This window comes from Lentzea guizhouensis, assembly GCF_001701025.1.
GTDB lineage: Bacteria > Actinomycetota > Actinomycetes > Mycobacteriales > Pseudonocardiaceae > Lentzea > Lentzea guizhouensis.
Window position 1 is genome coordinate 1,530,991 of the sequence record NZ_CP016793.1, and the last position, 13,427, is coordinate 1,544,417.

The 13,427-nt window shown below is 69.2% G+C and carries 17 protein-coding genes; 14 read left to right on the forward strand and 3 right to left on the reverse strand.

Annotation, left to right across the window (positions count from 1 at the left end; genetic code table 11):
* Nucleotides 1–95: 95 nt before the first annotated feature.
* Together BBK82_RS07800 and BBK82_RS53845 are read right to left on the reverse strand one after the other, a co-directional pair.
* Complete coding sequence (locus tag BBK82_RS07800; RefSeq protein ID WP_065920893.1) at nt 96–1,112, reverse strand: hypothetical protein; 1,017 nt, start codon at nt 1,110–1,112, stop codon at nt 96–98.
* Nucleotides 1,113–1,114: 2 nt separating this feature from the next.
* The gene (locus BBK82_RS53845) at nt 1,115–1,705 is read right to left on the reverse strand and encodes an MAGE family protein (RefSeq protein ID WP_237048079.1); all 591 of its coding nucleotides are present in this window, start codon (nt 1,703–1,705) and stop codon (nt 1,115–1,117) included.
* 306 nt (nt 1,706–2,011) lie between these two features.
* Here BBK82_RS53845 and BBK82_RS07810 point away from each other — a divergent pair, with 306 nt between their 5' ends.
* On the forward strand, nt 2,012–2,611 hold the full coding sequence (locus BBK82_RS07810; RefSeq protein ID WP_237048080.1) for a prepilin peptidase: 600 nt from the start codon (nt 2,012–2,014) through the stop codon (nt 2,609–2,611).
* 18 nt (nt 2,612–2,629) lie between these two features.
* Here the strand turns inward: BBK82_RS07810 and BBK82_RS07815 are convergent, their stop codons facing one another.
* On the reverse strand, nt 2,630–2,956 hold the full coding sequence (locus BBK82_RS07815) for an NUDIX domain-containing protein (protein WP_237048081.1): 327 nt from the start codon (nt 2,954–2,956) through the stop codon (nt 2,630–2,632).
* A 1,143-nt stretch (nt 2,957–4,099) separates the two neighbouring features.
* On the opposite strand from BBK82_RS07815, the gene BBK82_RS07825 reads away from it, so the two are divergent.
* The 13 genes from BBK82_RS07825 (at nt 4,100) to BBK82_RS47295 (ending at nt 13,426) form a co-directional block, all read left to right on the forward strand.
* Complete coding sequence (locus tag BBK82_RS07825; protein ID WP_065920894.1) at nt 4,100–4,342, forward strand: hypothetical protein; 243 nt, start codon at nt 4,100–4,102, stop codon at nt 4,340–4,342.
* Between the two features lie 224 nt (nt 4,343–4,566).
* Complete coding sequence (locus BBK82_RS07830) at nt 4,567–5,049, forward strand: hypothetical protein (RefSeq protein WP_237048082.1); 483 nt, start codon at nt 4,567–4,569, stop codon at nt 5,047–5,049.
* 6 nt (nt 5,050–5,055) lie between these two features.
* Nucleotides 5,056–5,760: a 7-cyano-7-deazaguanine synthase QueC gene (queC, locus tag BBK82_RS07835; protein WP_065914402.1), complete on the forward strand. Its 705-nt coding sequence runs from the start codon at nt 5,056–5,058 to the stop codon at nt 5,758–5,760.
* 165 nt (nt 5,761–5,925) lie between these two features.
* On the forward strand, nt 5,926–6,741 hold the full coding sequence (locus BBK82_RS07840) for a reverse transcriptase family protein (RefSeq protein WP_237048083.1): 816 nt from the start codon (nt 5,926–5,928) through the stop codon (nt 6,739–6,741).
* A gap of 5 nt (nt 6,742–6,746) precedes the next feature.
* Nucleotides 6,747–7,304 (forward strand): formylglycine-generating enzyme family protein, encoded by a 558-nt coding sequence (locus tag BBK82_RS07845; protein WP_065914404.1) that lies wholly within the window; start codon nt 6,747–6,749, stop codon nt 7,302–7,304.
* Nucleotides 7,301–7,762: a DUF6884 domain-containing protein gene (locus tag BBK82_RS07850; RefSeq protein WP_065914405.1), complete on the forward strand. Its 462-nt coding sequence runs from the start codon at nt 7,301–7,303 to the stop codon at nt 7,760–7,762. The genes BBK82_RS07845 and BBK82_RS07850 overlap by 4 nt, the downstream gene beginning before the upstream one ends.
* Nucleotides 7,759–8,823, forward strand: coding sequence for a glycosyltransferase family 2 protein (locus BBK82_RS07855; protein ID WP_065920896.1), 1,065 nt, complete (start codon nt 7,759–7,761; stop codon nt 8,821–8,823). The genes BBK82_RS07850 and BBK82_RS07855 overlap by 4 nt, the downstream gene beginning before the upstream one ends.
* On the forward strand, nt 8,820–9,797 hold the full coding sequence (locus BBK82_RS07860) for a radical SAM protein (protein WP_237048084.1): 978 nt from the start codon (nt 8,820–8,822) through the stop codon (nt 9,795–9,797). The genes BBK82_RS07855 and BBK82_RS07860 overlap by 4 nt, the downstream gene beginning before the upstream one ends.
* Nucleotides 9,794–10,342 (forward strand): phosphoribosyltransferase, encoded by a 549-nt coding sequence (locus BBK82_RS07865; RefSeq protein WP_237048085.1) that lies wholly within the window; start codon nt 9,794–9,796, stop codon nt 10,340–10,342. Before BBK82_RS07860 ends, BBK82_RS07865 begins: the two co-directional genes overlap by 4 nt.
* A gap of 6 nt (nt 10,343–10,348) precedes the next feature.
* Nucleotides 10,349–11,491, forward strand: coding sequence for a glycosyltransferase family 4 protein (locus BBK82_RS07870; protein ID WP_065914406.1), 1,143 nt, complete (start codon nt 10,349–10,351; stop codon nt 11,489–11,491).
* Complete coding sequence (locus BBK82_RS07875; protein WP_065914407.1) at nt 11,491–12,345, forward strand: 5'-3' exonuclease; 855 nt, start codon at nt 11,491–11,493, stop codon at nt 12,343–12,345. The genes BBK82_RS07870 and BBK82_RS07875 overlap by 1 nt, the downstream gene beginning before the upstream one ends.
* Before the next feature lie 5 nt (nt 12,346–12,350).
* Nucleotides 12,351–12,980, forward strand: a complete 630-nt coding sequence (locus BBK82_RS07880) for a PIG-L deacetylase family protein (RefSeq protein ID WP_065920898.1) — start codon at nt 12,351–12,353, stop codon at nt 12,978–12,980.
* Nucleotides 12,981–13,126: 146 nt separating this feature from the next.
* The gene (locus BBK82_RS47295) at nt 13,127–13,426 is read left to right on the forward strand and encodes a PadR family transcriptional regulator (RefSeq protein WP_237048086.1); all 300 of its coding nucleotides are present in this window, start codon (nt 13,127–13,129) and stop codon (nt 13,424–13,426) included.
* The last annotated feature ends 1 nt before the right edge of the window (nt 13,427 follow it).

The window sequence follows — 13,427 nt, forward strand, 5'->3', positions numbered from 1 at the left end:
TGCGCCGCGTCGCCAGAGGATGCTCAGCGAGCGGAACAGGTGGTCATCGCTTTGTGGGCTAGGAAGTGGTGCCTCGCGGGGAGGCAGTGGCGGGGTCAGCCGCCGCCGTTGTTGAGAGCCTGCGATTCCGCCACGCGGAAGGTCGCGTTGCCCGTCGTGGTCATGTCCGGGAACGTCCCGCCCTGGCCCGCACCGGACCAGGTCACGGTCCAGTGCACGGTCGCCGTCACCGGGTACGCCTGCCCTGGTTGGCTCGCTGACGATCGGCGGTAGACGTGGCCGCAATCCGGCGATGGCGCTTTGGGATCTGTGCCTGCCTTGTAGGGCGTTCCGGCGCCGGTGCAGGTGACGGTCGAGCCGTCGCCCATCGCCCAGGTCACGGAGGTCGGCGTCGCGACCGCCGTCACCGACACGCCGGGAACCGCGGCGGTGGCCGAGACCGGTCCCCAGCCGCCAGACAGCCACATCCAGGTCGGCAGGTTCACCAATTGGTCGCCGGCCGGGTTCGCCGCGATTGACGGCGAGGGCAGTCGGAGCTGCTTGCGGGCCATCTGCGCGAGCTCGGCGGGTGAGGGCAACAGGGCCGCGCCGGGCTGCTGTCCGTCGGCGATCCATACCGGTGGCCGGTAGAGCCCATCCGTGACGCCTTCAGTGGTGCACTTCCACACGTACCACGCGCCCGGCCCCTGACCCGGCTGCGCCGCTTGGGCACGAAACGCTGTCGGCCGGAACACCGCGGCGTGGACCACGCCACCATTGGCTGTTGGCGGCTTGTAGGAGGCGGTGACCACGCCACCGGCTGGCGGCTGGTAGTCACTCTTCACATACGAGCAACTCGCCAGGTTCGAGTCACCGCCGACGATGGTGTCGCCAGGGTTGGTCGGCTTCCCGCTGCCAGGGTTGTTGCCGGTCCCAGGACGGCCGGGATTGTTGCCATGTCCAGGGTTGCCGGGTCGTCCGTTATTGCCGTTGTTGCCAGCTCCCAGCTCGCACGCCGGGGTGGGAACCTGACTGCAATTCGTGTTTCCCCAGCCGCCATCGGCCAGGGCGGGAGCTGCGAGACCGAGCAGGCTTGCAGCGACGATTCCGGTGATGGTCGCAAAACGTCGCATGATCAACACGTCCCCACGTCGTGTACGCCGAAGTCGGACACCTTCCAGGAGCCGTCAGACTGCTTCTCGACGATGGCGTTGATCGTCTGGCGTCCTCCCGGCTCTTTGTCAGCGAGTTGGCCGTTGTCCGCGCGGTACTTCAACCAATTCGTCGAGTCTCCGCAGTCGGAAACAATGATCTTCTTCGGCTCACCGGCCGGTTCCGTCGAGGAGACGGTCGGGTTCAGCACCGGCTCACCCTTGGTGACCAGGCCGTTGTAGTGATCGGCGTACAGTCCGCGCGACATGTTCGTCAGCGCCACGCCCGTCGCGTGCTGCCCCAGCTTCGAGGATTGCCAGTCGGATGTACGCCCGGCCTCGACGAAGTCTTGCCACATTCCCCGGTAGGCGGCCAAGGCATCGTTCTTCGCCTTGTCGGCTGCGGACGCCGTCGTGCTTGGCGCCGAGGACGGCTCTTGCGGTGGCTGCGTCGTGCTGGCGCCGGTCCCCGGCGAGCCGCTGGAGCTACACGCGGCCAAGGCGAGCGTCGCCGCCGCGAAGATCCCCAGTACGACACGTCCGCCCTGTACGCGGAAGGTCTTCCCCCCTACCACAGGTGCACCCCCAGACTTCCGTAACGATCGTCTTGTGTCTCGTGACACTCACCACGTCTACACCACGGACCCCCACCGACTGCAAAGTCGGGAAGCACTGACTTTGAAGTCGGTATGACATCCACTCACGAAGATTCACTCGATCGGTCTACTTCGGTCACTCTGCGGGTCGTCGCGAGGTAACACTTAGAGCAAGGGATGCTGCCTTTTGGGGGCGAAAGATGTGTCGATGTTGCTACGAAGGGTGATAAGAGGTGAGGGCGCTTGACCTCGCCAACATTGATCATTTCGTGGACCGCACTCGGCGTGTTGGTTGGAAGCGCACTCGGACTGCTGACTCGAAAGCTGCCGCACTACCGGAGACTCAGCCGCTGGAGCTGGACAGCGGCAGCAGCGCTCACCGGGCTGCTGTTCACAGCGCTGGCCTGGCGGATGGACTCGAGCGTCGCCTTGCTGGCCTACAGCTACCTGGCGGCCGTGCTGGTCCCGCTCGCGATGGTGGATCTGGCCGAGCAGCGCCTTCCCGGCGTGGTGGTGCTGCCCAGCTACCTGGTGCTTGCCGTCGCCTTCGGCGTGGACGCCGTGCTTTACGCGAACTACGACAACCTGCTGCGGTCGGTGGCCGGCATGGTCGTCCTCGCTGCGGCCTACCTCGGCCTCGCACTCGCGGTCGGCGGGCTCGGTGCTGGCGACGTCAAGCTCGCCGGTCTCCTGGGGCTCGCGCTCGGTTGGTGGAGCTGGACGGCGCTGTTCACTGGGACGTTTCTGGGATGGCTGCTCGCAGCAGTTGTTCGGGTCGCGCTCAGGACGACCGGCCGTGCTGAACGGGACGACCCGATGCCGCTCGGCCCCTTCCTCGCGCTGGGTGCCGTAGCGACCGTCATGTTGAACGCGACTGGCTCATAGCGCATGAGAGCGTGCTGGTCACCCGAGCTGCTCCGAGTAATCCGTGACGCCCGTCGTTAGGGCGTCCAGGGCTCGAGCCAGGCGCTGCGCCATGTCGGGCCGCAGCATGGTCTTGGCCTCGGCGAGTTCGACGAAGGCGAACTCTGCGATCTCCGGATCGGAGATCCGGATGGTCGTTACCTGCGCGGGTGACAACGTCCCGCCGTCGAAGATGAACACCAACTGGTCGTCCCACGGTCCGTGAGGTCCGACCCAGTCCAGCACCAGGATGCGGCCGGCGGTGGCGATGAGGCCGAGTTCCTCAGCGAGCTCGCGGGCGCCTGCCGCTCGCGCGGTTCGTTGCACTCCGCCATACCGCCGGGGAGATCCCAGTTGTCCTTGTAGGTGGGGTTCACCAGCAGAACGCGCCCGGCTTCGTCTTGGATCAGCAGGTCGGCGGCTACGCGCTTGCGCGCCTGCTTGGCGTTGCCCTCCGCGAGGTAGGCGAAGCGCGCCTTGCCATCGGTCATCCCGGCCACGACGACACCCTCACTGTTGTTTGTGCAGGTCAAGGCGGCTCGCGCCACGGAACCCCAGAACCGCAATCGCGATCTTGACTTGTCGGAGTGAGTTGGCTTCCGGGGTGCCTGTCGATCGGTTCGACACTGGGTGCGGCTATCACAAGTCGCCCTGTCGTGTCTCGCTTTTCTGCGGCCAGTACCCAGAGTATTACGCGGTTTCACCCGTTTGGCACAAAGGTACCCGAATGGGAAATCCGCAGGTCACGTGCCCTGCCGCCCAGTTGACGCCCCATCGCCGCTGCGTCCCCGCTCTGGTTCGCGCCGCGCGGCGGACGTTTAGCTGCGTTGGCGGGTGAACGGCGGTTCTACCAGCACCGTTACCCGCCCTCCGGTTCGACCGGTGAACAACTAAACGCTCGACGCTATGGGAGTAGCAGAAGTTCGGGACAAAAGTAAATCGGGACTCGCTGAGTTACGGAGTAGATGATGACACTCTCCCAGCGATTCGCGGAACCTGCGGTTTCGCGATGCCCACAAACAAAGCTCGCTGTGCCGCGTTTTCTCGTGCAGCCGGTGTGGGTACGGAGTTGGACCACCGCACGAGGCGGTGACGCACGATGAACGACCGCGGACCTTGGGCGGTGACGTGCCGGGATATCGCCGGCCGCCCTCGGAGCTTGACGGTGCTCGTGCGTGGCTCGGACGTCGTAGTGATGGCACCCCCAGGTGAGGTGGCCAGGCTCGACGCCGCTGAGACCGAGCAGTTTCGCTCCGTTATCGCCACGGCCGTTGAGGTGGCCGCCACCCCTGCCCCCGGTGGGACTGGCCTCTCCGAGGAGATCGGCACAGTGAGCACGGTGAAGCAGTACGGCGACGGTGGTCCCCCGACCGTCGCGGGGCGCCCTGCTTCGCCGTCCTGTCGCGGCGGAATCACGACCCCGATACCTGGTTCCGCCGCGATCCCCGCCCTGCGAGGTGGGGCCGCGTGATGTCGTTGGCTCCCGTCATCACGGCGATCGCCGCCGTGGTGTTCGTCAGTTGCCTGCTGTTGCGGGCTTTCCGGCAACGACGCTCCGAAGCCACCTCCGGCAGACACAGCTTGGCCGTGTCGCCCTACGTCGGCAGGCATTGGCGTCAGCCGAAGCAGCCGCCGTCACCGGTGTTGTCGCACGCGCTGAAGACGGTCGGCACGCACGGCTTGGGCTTCATCAGGGAAAGCGAAGCCGCATGAGCCGTCTCGACAACCGACCAACGACCGCGCGCTCCGCATCAGCTCGGGCGGTCCGGGGTCGGAGCGATGCCTGACGTCCCCTGATTCGCGAACTCGCGCCGACCGTTGATCAGCGCGATCCGCGCGGCCATGAGTGCCGCGTCCTCGATCACGGCGGAGCCGGGGTTTTCCCTTGAGGCGCCTCGGCTCCGCCGCACCAACCCCTGCACGACGGGAGCCTTTCCATGACCACAGCAACCGCGACCGACACCAGGCAACATGACCACATCGCGCCGAGCGTGCTCCGGCGGTACTACACGAACTTGCTGAGCTGGCCGACGACGATCGACGCGGAAACGGGCGAAGTCCGGCTGCGCCTGGGCGAGACGGTCGACGCGCTGGTGATGCGGGGCGGGCTCGGCGGCGAGGTCAACCACGAACTCGTCCGGGCGATGATGCGCGCGCCGATCATCGTCGTGCCGGGCAAGAAGACGGTCGACTGGATCTTCCTGACCCGACCGCGCACGCCCATGCGCCAGTCGACCGTCGACGACCTCATGACCGCCCAGGTCGGGTGGTACAAGCCGGGCGACACGGTCGCGCTGCCCGCGTTCGGCGAGACCGAGGAGGGTCTGCGCTGGTTGCAGCGCCCCGAGCCGGGCGAGGAACTCCCGAGTTGGGGAGCCGTTGTCGGCGCGGTTCGGCGCACCTTCACGCGAGCGTGGTGACCGGCCATGACGATCGACCACCCCGAGCACCGCCACCCCGAGCACGCGGTCGTCATCGCGTCCGGTGGCCTGGACTCCACCGTGCTGGCCTACTGGCTGGCCGCACGCCACAGTCGCCTGACGCTGGTCTCGTTCGACTACGGGCAGCGCCACCGCGTGGAGCTCGACCACGCCGCCGAGATAGCACGGCTGCTCCTGAGCCCGCACCGGATCATCGACCTGACCAGCCTGGGCGCGCTGTTGACCGGTTCGGCGTTGACCGACACCTCGGTGGCGGTGCCCGACGGGCACTACACCGACGAGTCGATGGCGGCCACGGTGGTGCCCAACCGCAACGCGATCATGCTCGACATCGCCGTGGCGGTGGCCATCGCGGTGCGCGCGGACGCGGTCGCCTTCGGCGCGCACGCCGGGGACCACACTATCTACCCCGATTGCCGACCTCCGTTCGTGGAGCGGTTCGCCCGCAGCGTGCAGGCGGCCAACGACGGCCTGCTGGTGCCGGGGTTCCAGGTGCTCGCTCCGTTCCTGACGCTGACCAAGGCCGACATCGTGCGCGTCGGCGAGGCGCTGGCGGTGCCGTTCGCCCGCACGTGGTCCTGCTACCGGGGCGAAGGAGTGCACTGCGGCACCTGCGGAACGTGCACCGAACGCCAAGAAGCCTTCCTCGACAACGGCATTCCCGACCCCACCGTCTACCGGGCTGCGTAGAGGGGCGTGAGGATCGTGGACGCGAAGCCGACAAATCCCGGGCCTGAGCGGGGCCGTCTTTCCCTCGTTCACAGCTCGCGCGTGTTGGGTTGCGAGCCGGTTCTCGGTGATCAAGGGAGCGTGCCTGCCGCTCAAGCGGGGCCGACCCTAGCGCACACGCGTGCCATGCCACCAACCCCCGTCCTGCGGGCGCACTCGCTGATGTCGTTGCTGGACGAGAAGCACCTGCGGACCGCGTTGCGGCAGTGCGGACGACGCACCTCGTCCCCTGGCATGGACCGGATGACGCTCGGGGAGTTGCGGCGACGTGCCTCCGTACTGCTGCCCCGGCTGGCCGAGCAGTTGGCCGAGGGCACCTGGCAACCGGGCCCGGTGCGGGAGGTGCCGTTCCCGACCTACACCGGCAAGCCGATGACGGTGTGCGTGCCCACGATGATCGACCGGCTGGTGCACCGCGCGCTGCGCAACGCGATCGAGCCGATCCTGGAGAGGCAGGTGCTGGCCGACTGGGTGTCCGGCTACCGGCCTCGCCGCAACCGCATCACCGCGCTGCGCCACGCCGCAGCTCACGTCGCGGCCGGCTTGCGCGCGGTCGCCGACGTCGACGTGGCCTCGGTGTCCGAGGACGCCACGGTCGAGCAGGTCGTCGACTGGTGCGCCCAGCACGTCCACGACGGCACCTTCCTCGACCGGGTGCGCACCGCTCTCGCTGCGATGCCGTACCCGATCGCGCCGGGTTCCGGACTCGCGCCACTGCTGATCAACCTGCGCCTGTCCCGTCCCGACGCCCTGCTGAGCGGGTTGCGGGTGGTGCGGTTCGCCGACAACTACGCCGCCTTCGCCGCCGACGAGACCGAGGCGCACGCCGCCTTCACCGTCATCGCCGAGGCCCTCGCCCGGTTCAACTTGCGTCCCAACGAATCCAAGAGCCGCGTGCGGGCACGCGCCAACGTCGAAGACCTGTTCCTGATCGGGGGCTGACCACCATGAACATCGAGTGGGTCGAGGTACCTGGAGGGACCTGCCGGTTCGGCGACGACGCCCGGCCGGTCGCGGTCGGCACGCTGCTGTGGACGCGCACCCCGATCACCTACGCCCAGCTGCGCGGTGAGCGCGGTAGTGAACGCGGGCTGCACCCGGTCACCGGGATGACCCATGCCGAGGCCGCCGAGATCGCCCGCGCCCTGGACGGGCGGCTGCCGACCTCGGCGGAGTGGGAGTGGATGGCGGGCGGTCCCGCCCGGCGACGCTGGCCCTGGGGCGACCAGGACTGGACGCCCGAGTTGGCGAACCTGCGCGACTGCGGCCTCGGCACTACCTGCCCGGTCGACGCCCACCCGGACGGGGCGACCCCGGAGGGTCTGCTGGACGTGGCGGGCAACACCTGGGAGTGGACCGCCCGCGCCACGATGGGCGGCGGCGTCACGCTGCGCGGCGGCTCCTACGCCTCGACCGTCCTGTACGCGCGCACCACCTTCCTCAACGCCGCGCCCGCCGAGCTGACCTCGCCGGGCATCGGGATGCGGGTGGTGCGCCAGCCATGACGCCCACCAGCAGGCTCGAGCCCGAGCAGGGACTGATCATCGTCTCCTGCAGCCGGGAGAAGCTGATCACCACGACCCCGGTCCCGGCCCTGGAGCTGTACCAGGGCGCGCTCACGCCCCGCCTGCGCGACCACCTCTCACCCGAGCATCGGGCACGGCTGCGCATCCTGTCCGGCGCACACGGCCTGCTGCACCCCGACGACCTCGTGGGCACCTATGACCGCAAGCTCCGTTCCCGCGGCGAAGCACAAGCGCTCCAGCCTCGCGTAGCCGAACGCCTGACCACCGACCTGCGGGCCGAGGCGTTGCGGCACGTGCTAGTGGTGCTGGAGCCGCTGTACCTGGCCGCCGCCGAGTGCCTGTTCGACCACGCGCCGCCGCTGACCTTGACGTTGCTGCCCAACCCCCTCAACTGGACTGGGACGAGCACCGTGTTGTCCGGGTGGGGCTGGCTGTGACCACGTCCGAGTTCGCCCCCGGCCCACTGCCGCTGCGGGAGGAGTTGCTGCGACACGGCAACAACCACAGCTCCAGCACCCATGCCTGGGAGGCTCTCGCCGACGGGATCGGCTGGCACCAGCCCACCCCGCCGGACTGCTGGCTGGCATCCGCACGCACCGTCTCGGTGGTCATCCCCGCCCACCAGGTCGGCTACTGCCTGCCCACCGTGCTCGACGCTCTGGACGCCCAACACCACCAGTACGAGTTCGAGGTCATCGTCGTCGACGACGCCAGCACCGACGACACCGCCCACGTCGCCGCCCAGCACCGGGTGGTCGACCGGCTGGTGCGGCTGCCGCAGCGGATGGGCGCGGCCACCGCCCGCAACGTCGGCACCGCCCTCGCCAAAGGGCAGACCGTGCTCTACCTCGACGGCGACATGGTGATCCCGCCGCAGGTGATCACCGACGTCGCCGCCCGCGCTACCGACACCAGCGTGCTGGTCGGCTTCCGCCACAACCTGCGCTACGAGGTGCACTCACAGGACCCGGCCATCCTGGGCCGTATCCCGAACCTCGCCGCCGACCACCGGGTCGTGTGGCGGCCACCGCCGAACACCACGCTGCCCTACAGCGGGATCACGCTGCCCCAAGCACTGGACGGCCGCCCGCTCGATGACACCCACGACTTCGTCGACCTCGGGTACGGGCAGTCCTACTTCGACTGGGACCTGCCCCGCATGGTCGTCACCGCCCTGGTCGCCGTCCCGCGCGCCGCTGTGCTGGACGTCGGCGGCCTCGACCAGGAGTTCGGCCGCCTCGGGTGGGGCATGGAGGACACCTACCTCGGAGCGTGCCTGATCGCCGCCGGGCTTCTGGTCATCCCGCTGCGCCAGGTCGTCGGTTTCCACCTCGACCCACCCGACGCCGCCGAGCAGTGGCAGCACAAGCTCGCCGGCTGGCCACGCACGCTGGCCCGCTACCGCGACCTGCTGGAGCTGTCCGCGCCGCGAGACCGCGCCCAAGCCTTCACCGCATCGATGTCCGAGCTGCTCACCCACTGCAAGGGACGCCCATGACCAGGACCACCACGACCACCGGCCACGCCTCGACACGCCGGATGGTCGGCTGCGGTACGCGCGGCGGGATCGGTGTCGTCTACGACCCGCTCACCGGCCTGACCCACCGAACCGGCCAGCCCATCCTCACCGGACGCACCGCCCTGACCCACGAGGGCATCACCTCGCTACCGGAAGTCCACCCCGGTGAGCTGGGCGACGTGATGCCGGTCAGCGTGTGCTGGTCGCCCATCGTGCGCTGCAACTTGACCTGCCCGCACTGCCTGGACGACAAATCCGTCCCGGAACTCGGCCGCGGCGAGCGTGGCGAGGTCGCGGCCACGATCGCCTCTTCCGGGGTGCTCGGCGTGGACGTCTCCGGCGGCGAACCGCTGCTCATCCGCGACCTGCCCACCCTGCTCGACGTGCTGGTCGACGGCGGCTGCGCGGTCAGCGTCACCACCAACGGCACCCACCTGCCCCGCCGCGCCGAAGCCCTCGCCCGCCGGGTCGACGCGATCCGGGTCAGCCTCGACGGCCCCGACCCCGAGCGGCACGACCAGTGGCGCGGTGAGGGCAGCTTCGCCAAGGCCGTCTCCGGCATCCGCGCCGCCCTCGCCTACGGCATCCCGACCCAGATCCAGACCGTGCTCATGCGCTCCACCGCCGACGGACTGCCCGCGCTGGCCGAGCTGGCCGACCGGCTCGGCGTCCACGGCGTCACCGTCCTGCAGTACCTGCCCTTCGGCGAAGGCGCCCCACTCGCCACCGCCGAACAAGTACCCGACGAGGACGCCCGCCACCTGGTCACCGCACTCGGCACGACCCCGGTCCCGGTGCGGCTGCGCACCCGCGCCGACGCCGCCGGGTTCACCGTCGTGCGCGCCGACGGGCAGGTCTGGCGCAACACCCCGGACACGACCGCGATCGACGCCCTGCGTCCGCTGACCGGGCCGGTCAGCCTGGCCGTGACCGGACGGGACGGTTCGGCATGACCCACACCGCACAGCGCGTGTTCGAGCACCAGCGCATCTGGCGGGTCACCCCCGAGGCACTGAGCGACGCCTGCCTGCTGCTGTTCGCCGCCATCACCCGCGACCATCCGAAGGTCGACCACGTCATCGGCATCGCCAACGGCGGCGTCGCCCCCGCCCGCATCCTCGCCGGCCGACTCGGCGTGAAACCCAGGAGCGTCCAGGCTCGGCACAACGCCGACGACGGCCTCTACCGCCAAGCCACCGGCAAGGTCACCGTCGACTTCGACGCCTTCCGCCGCAGCCTCGGCCGCCGCAAGCTCGACGGCACCATCCTCGTGGTCGACGACATCTGCGGCAGTGGCGCCACCCTGCACAAACTCCGCAACGTCCTCACGCCGGTCCTCGCCCCGGACGCCAGGGTGATCACCGCGACGCTGTGCCTGAACACCGGGGCGGAGACCTGCCCCGATTACTCGGTCTGGACCGTGTCGGACTGGGTCAGCTTCCCCTGGGAAAACGCCCCGACCAGCAGACCACCTACATTCCCATCCCGGAGCGGGTGACCAGCCATGCCTGACGCCAGCAAGCCGCTGACCATCGCGTTCGTCCTGGCCTCCTATACCCGCGACGCTCCGGCCGGGATGGAACGCGCCACCGCCGCCCTCGCCCACGGTCTGCGCCAGCTCGGACACCGCGCCCTGATCATCACCGCCACCGAGCCCGAACAGACCACAAACAAGAAAGTGGACGAGGACCTGGTGGTGCTCGGCTCGGTAGGGGTCACCTTCCCCGCCGACGACGACGAACTACGCGAGGCGATCAGCACCCACGGCCAGGACGAGATCATCGCCGACGACCTGCGCGCCCTCTACCGCCGCCACCACGTCGACATCGCCGTCTACGTCGACGCCCTCTGGGGGCTGGGACGCCTTGCCCCTGCTTGCGACGGCGTACGCACGGTGCTCGCGATGCACGTCGTCGGCCACGACCAGGACCTCGTGCCCGCCTTGGAACGTGCCGACGTGGTCGTCGCACCGTCGACCACGGTCCTCGGGCAAGCCCACGACCAGGGCTACGACAGCACCTGCTGGCAGGTCGTGCCCAACGCCCTGCTCGACGACCACGGCGCGCCCGACGCCCGCCAGCGCGAGGCGCTGCGGCAGGGCGGACCGGTGCGGGTGCTGGCCCGGCTCGGGCCGGAGAAGAACGTCCGCGCCCTGCTCGACGCCGGTCGGCTCGTCGACCGCGGCATCGAGGTCGTCCTCGCCGAGGCCGGGTTCGAGCACACCGCCGGCGCACAGGCCGCCGAGTACCGCCGCTGCGCCTACTGCGCCGCCCACCTACCGATGGGCAGCATCCGCGACGCCGGCCTGCCGTGGGATCAGGTCCAGCCGTGGCTGGCCGAGGCCGCCGTGGTCATCGTGCCCTCGACCAAGGAAACCTTCGGGCTCGTCGCCCTGGAGGCGATGGGCGTGGGCACCCCGGTTGTCGCCTTCGACGTGGACAACCTGCCCGTCCTCATCGGCAGCGGGGAGGGAGCGGGCGGGATCGTGGTGCCCCGCGCACAGGGCGAGTTCGGGCTGTGGGGTGCCGCCGAAGTACTCCTCGACGATCCGGTACGCTACGCAGCGCTATCACGGGCTGCGTACTACCGCTCGCGGGACTATCTGCCCACCACAGTCGCCCATGACTTCCTCAAGGCGGTGCGGTGATGACCGATGTCCCACTTCTGCTGGTCGACGGCCACAACCTGCTCTGGCGCGGAGCCTTCGGCTTCCCCGCCGCGATCCACTCCCGCGACAAGACTCGGGACCTGACCGCCGAGTTCGCCTTCTTCGCACTACTCCGCGTAGCCATCCGCGAAGAGTTCGCCGCGCCGCCCGAGGTGATCGTGGTGTTCGACGGCCAACACGGTGCGGCCAAACGCCAAACCACCGACAGCGACTATAAGGCCAACCGCGTCCTCGACGAAGCCGCGCTCAAACCCATCCGAGCCATCCCGCACGTTCAGGAAGCACTGACCGCTTACGAGCTGGCGTGGATCGAGATCGACACGGCCGAAGCCGACGACGTGATCGCCACCCTCGTCACCCACGTCCGCCGCGACGACCCCGATCGCCGGGTGTGGATCATGTCCGGTGACCGCGACTTCTACCAGCTCATCGACGACCGCATCCATGTGCTCAACACCGCCATGAAGCGAGCCCGCCGCCACATCGAGCCCGACACCGTGTTCGACCGCTACCAGGTCCAACCGACCCAGTGGGCGGACTTCCGAGCCCTCACCGGTGACCCGGCCGACAACATCCCTGGCGTGCGCGGCGTCGGGACGGGCACCGCCGCCAAGCTCCTGGCCGGCGGCCTCACCCTCGACCAGCTCGCCGACGCCGGACGACTCGCTGGCACCAAGGGCAAGGCCGTTGCCGAAGCCTGGGACCAGGTCCTCGGCTGGCGCGACCTGATCAGGATGCGAACCGACCTCGACCTGCCCCTGCTCCCCGCCGGCCGCAGCAGCCGCACGCTGCCCAAGCCTGCCGAGGTCATTGACAAGCTCGGGCTGTGGTGACTCCGGTGACCGCGACCGCGTTCATCCCGCCCGGCTCGGTCCTGACCGTGATGGCGCATCCCGACGACGCCGAACTCTGGGCAGGCGGCACGCTCGCCCTCTGCACTGCTGCCGGAGCCGACGTCACCATCGCCGTCCCACGCCACCCCGAGCCCCGTGCCAGCGAGGCCGCCGCCGGGGCCGCCGTACTCGGCGCCGGGCTCCACCAGATCAACGAGCCCACCGCAGCGGCCGTACGCGAACTCCTGCTGGACACCCGCCCCGAAGTCGTCCTTACCCACCCGCTTCGCGACGTGCATCCCGACCACCGACGCATCGCCGAAGCCGTGCTGGAAGCCCTTCCCGAGGTCGTCATCGCCACCGGACACCCGCGCCGGGTCTACACCACCGACACCTACAACAACCTCACCCTCGACGGCCCCGTTCCCGCCCACACCACCGTCGACATCACCACCACCTGGGCCACTAAACAACGCGCCCTGGTCGCGCACGGCTCCCAGCCCATCGCCGAACACTTCGAGCCGATGGCCGAGAACCTCGCCCGGCTGTGGGGCGCACGCATCGGCGTCGAACACGCCGAGAACTTCGTCCCGCTTCCCGTCCTCGGACGCCTGCCAGCCGCGGTCACCCTCTGACCTCGCGGATTTCCGCTGGCTTGACAGTCGGCCGCCTTTCGGAGCATCAGCATGTCGACGCCCCTTGAGCAGTACATCACCGAAACCCTCTGCTGCTTCGCGGCCAAGGTCGCTGACTTCGCAAGCGACTTGGTTCGGGCGGACCGATGACCGCCCGGCTGAGGATGACGGTCCACGTCCAGGCAGTGCCGCGGCTGCTGCTATCCGATCCGGACGTGGAGCGGTACGGACTAGAAATCGCCGAATCGGCTGGCATGATGCCCGGCACCGCTTACCCGATCCTTGCTCGCCTGGTAAGCCTCGGTTGGGTCGAGGACCGGTGGGAGGAGATCGATCCGCATACGGCAAGGCGCCCGAAACGCCGGTTCTACAAGCTCACCGAGACCGGTCGGACAGCAGCGCCCGCGGCCCTTGCCCGTGCACGACAACCTCGATTGATCACCTAAA

Coding starts and splice junctions, on each gene's coding strand:
- BBK82_RS07800 (WP_065920893.1), bottom strand. CDS start 1,112: ATGCGACGTTTTGCGACCATCACCGGAATCGTCGCTGCAAGCCTGCTC.
- BBK82_RS07825 (WP_065920894.1), top strand. CDS start 4,100: ATGTCGTTGGCTCCCGTCATCACGGCGATCGCCGCCGTGGTGTTCGTC.
- BBK82_RS07830 (WP_237048082.1), top strand. CDS start 4,567: ATGACCACAGCAACCGCGACCGACACCAGGCAACATGACCACATCGCG.
- queC (WP_065914402.1), top strand. CDS start 5,056: ATGACGATCGACCACCCCGAGCACCGCCACCCCGAGCACGCGGTCGTC.
- BBK82_RS07840 (WP_237048083.1), top strand. CDS start 5,926: ATGCCACCAACCCCCGTCCTGCGGGCGCACTCGCTGATGTCGTTGCTG.
- BBK82_RS07845 (WP_065914404.1), top strand. CDS start 6,747: ATGAACATCGAGTGGGTCGAGGTACCTGGAGGGACCTGCCGGTTCGGC.
- BBK82_RS07850 (WP_065914405.1), top strand. CDS start 7,301: ATGACGCCCACCAGCAGGCTCGAGCCCGAGCAGGGACTGATCATCGTC.
- BBK82_RS07860 (WP_237048084.1), top strand. CDS start 8,820: ATGACCAGGACCACCACGACCACCGGCCACGCCTCGACACGCCGGATG.
- BBK82_RS07865 (WP_237048085.1), top strand. CDS start 9,794: ATGACCCACACCGCACAGCGCGTGTTCGAGCACCAGCGCATCTGGCGG.
- BBK82_RS07870 (WP_065914406.1), top strand. CDS start 10,349: ATGCCTGACGCCAGCAAGCCGCTGACCATCGCGTTCGTCCTGGCCTCC.
- BBK82_RS07875 (WP_065914407.1), top strand. CDS start 11,491: ATGACCGATGTCCCACTTCTGCTGGTCGACGGCCACAACCTGCTCTGG.
- BBK82_RS47295 (WP_237048086.1), top strand. CDS start 13,127: ATGACCGCCCGGCTGAGGATGACGGTCCACGTCCAGGCAGTGCCGCGG.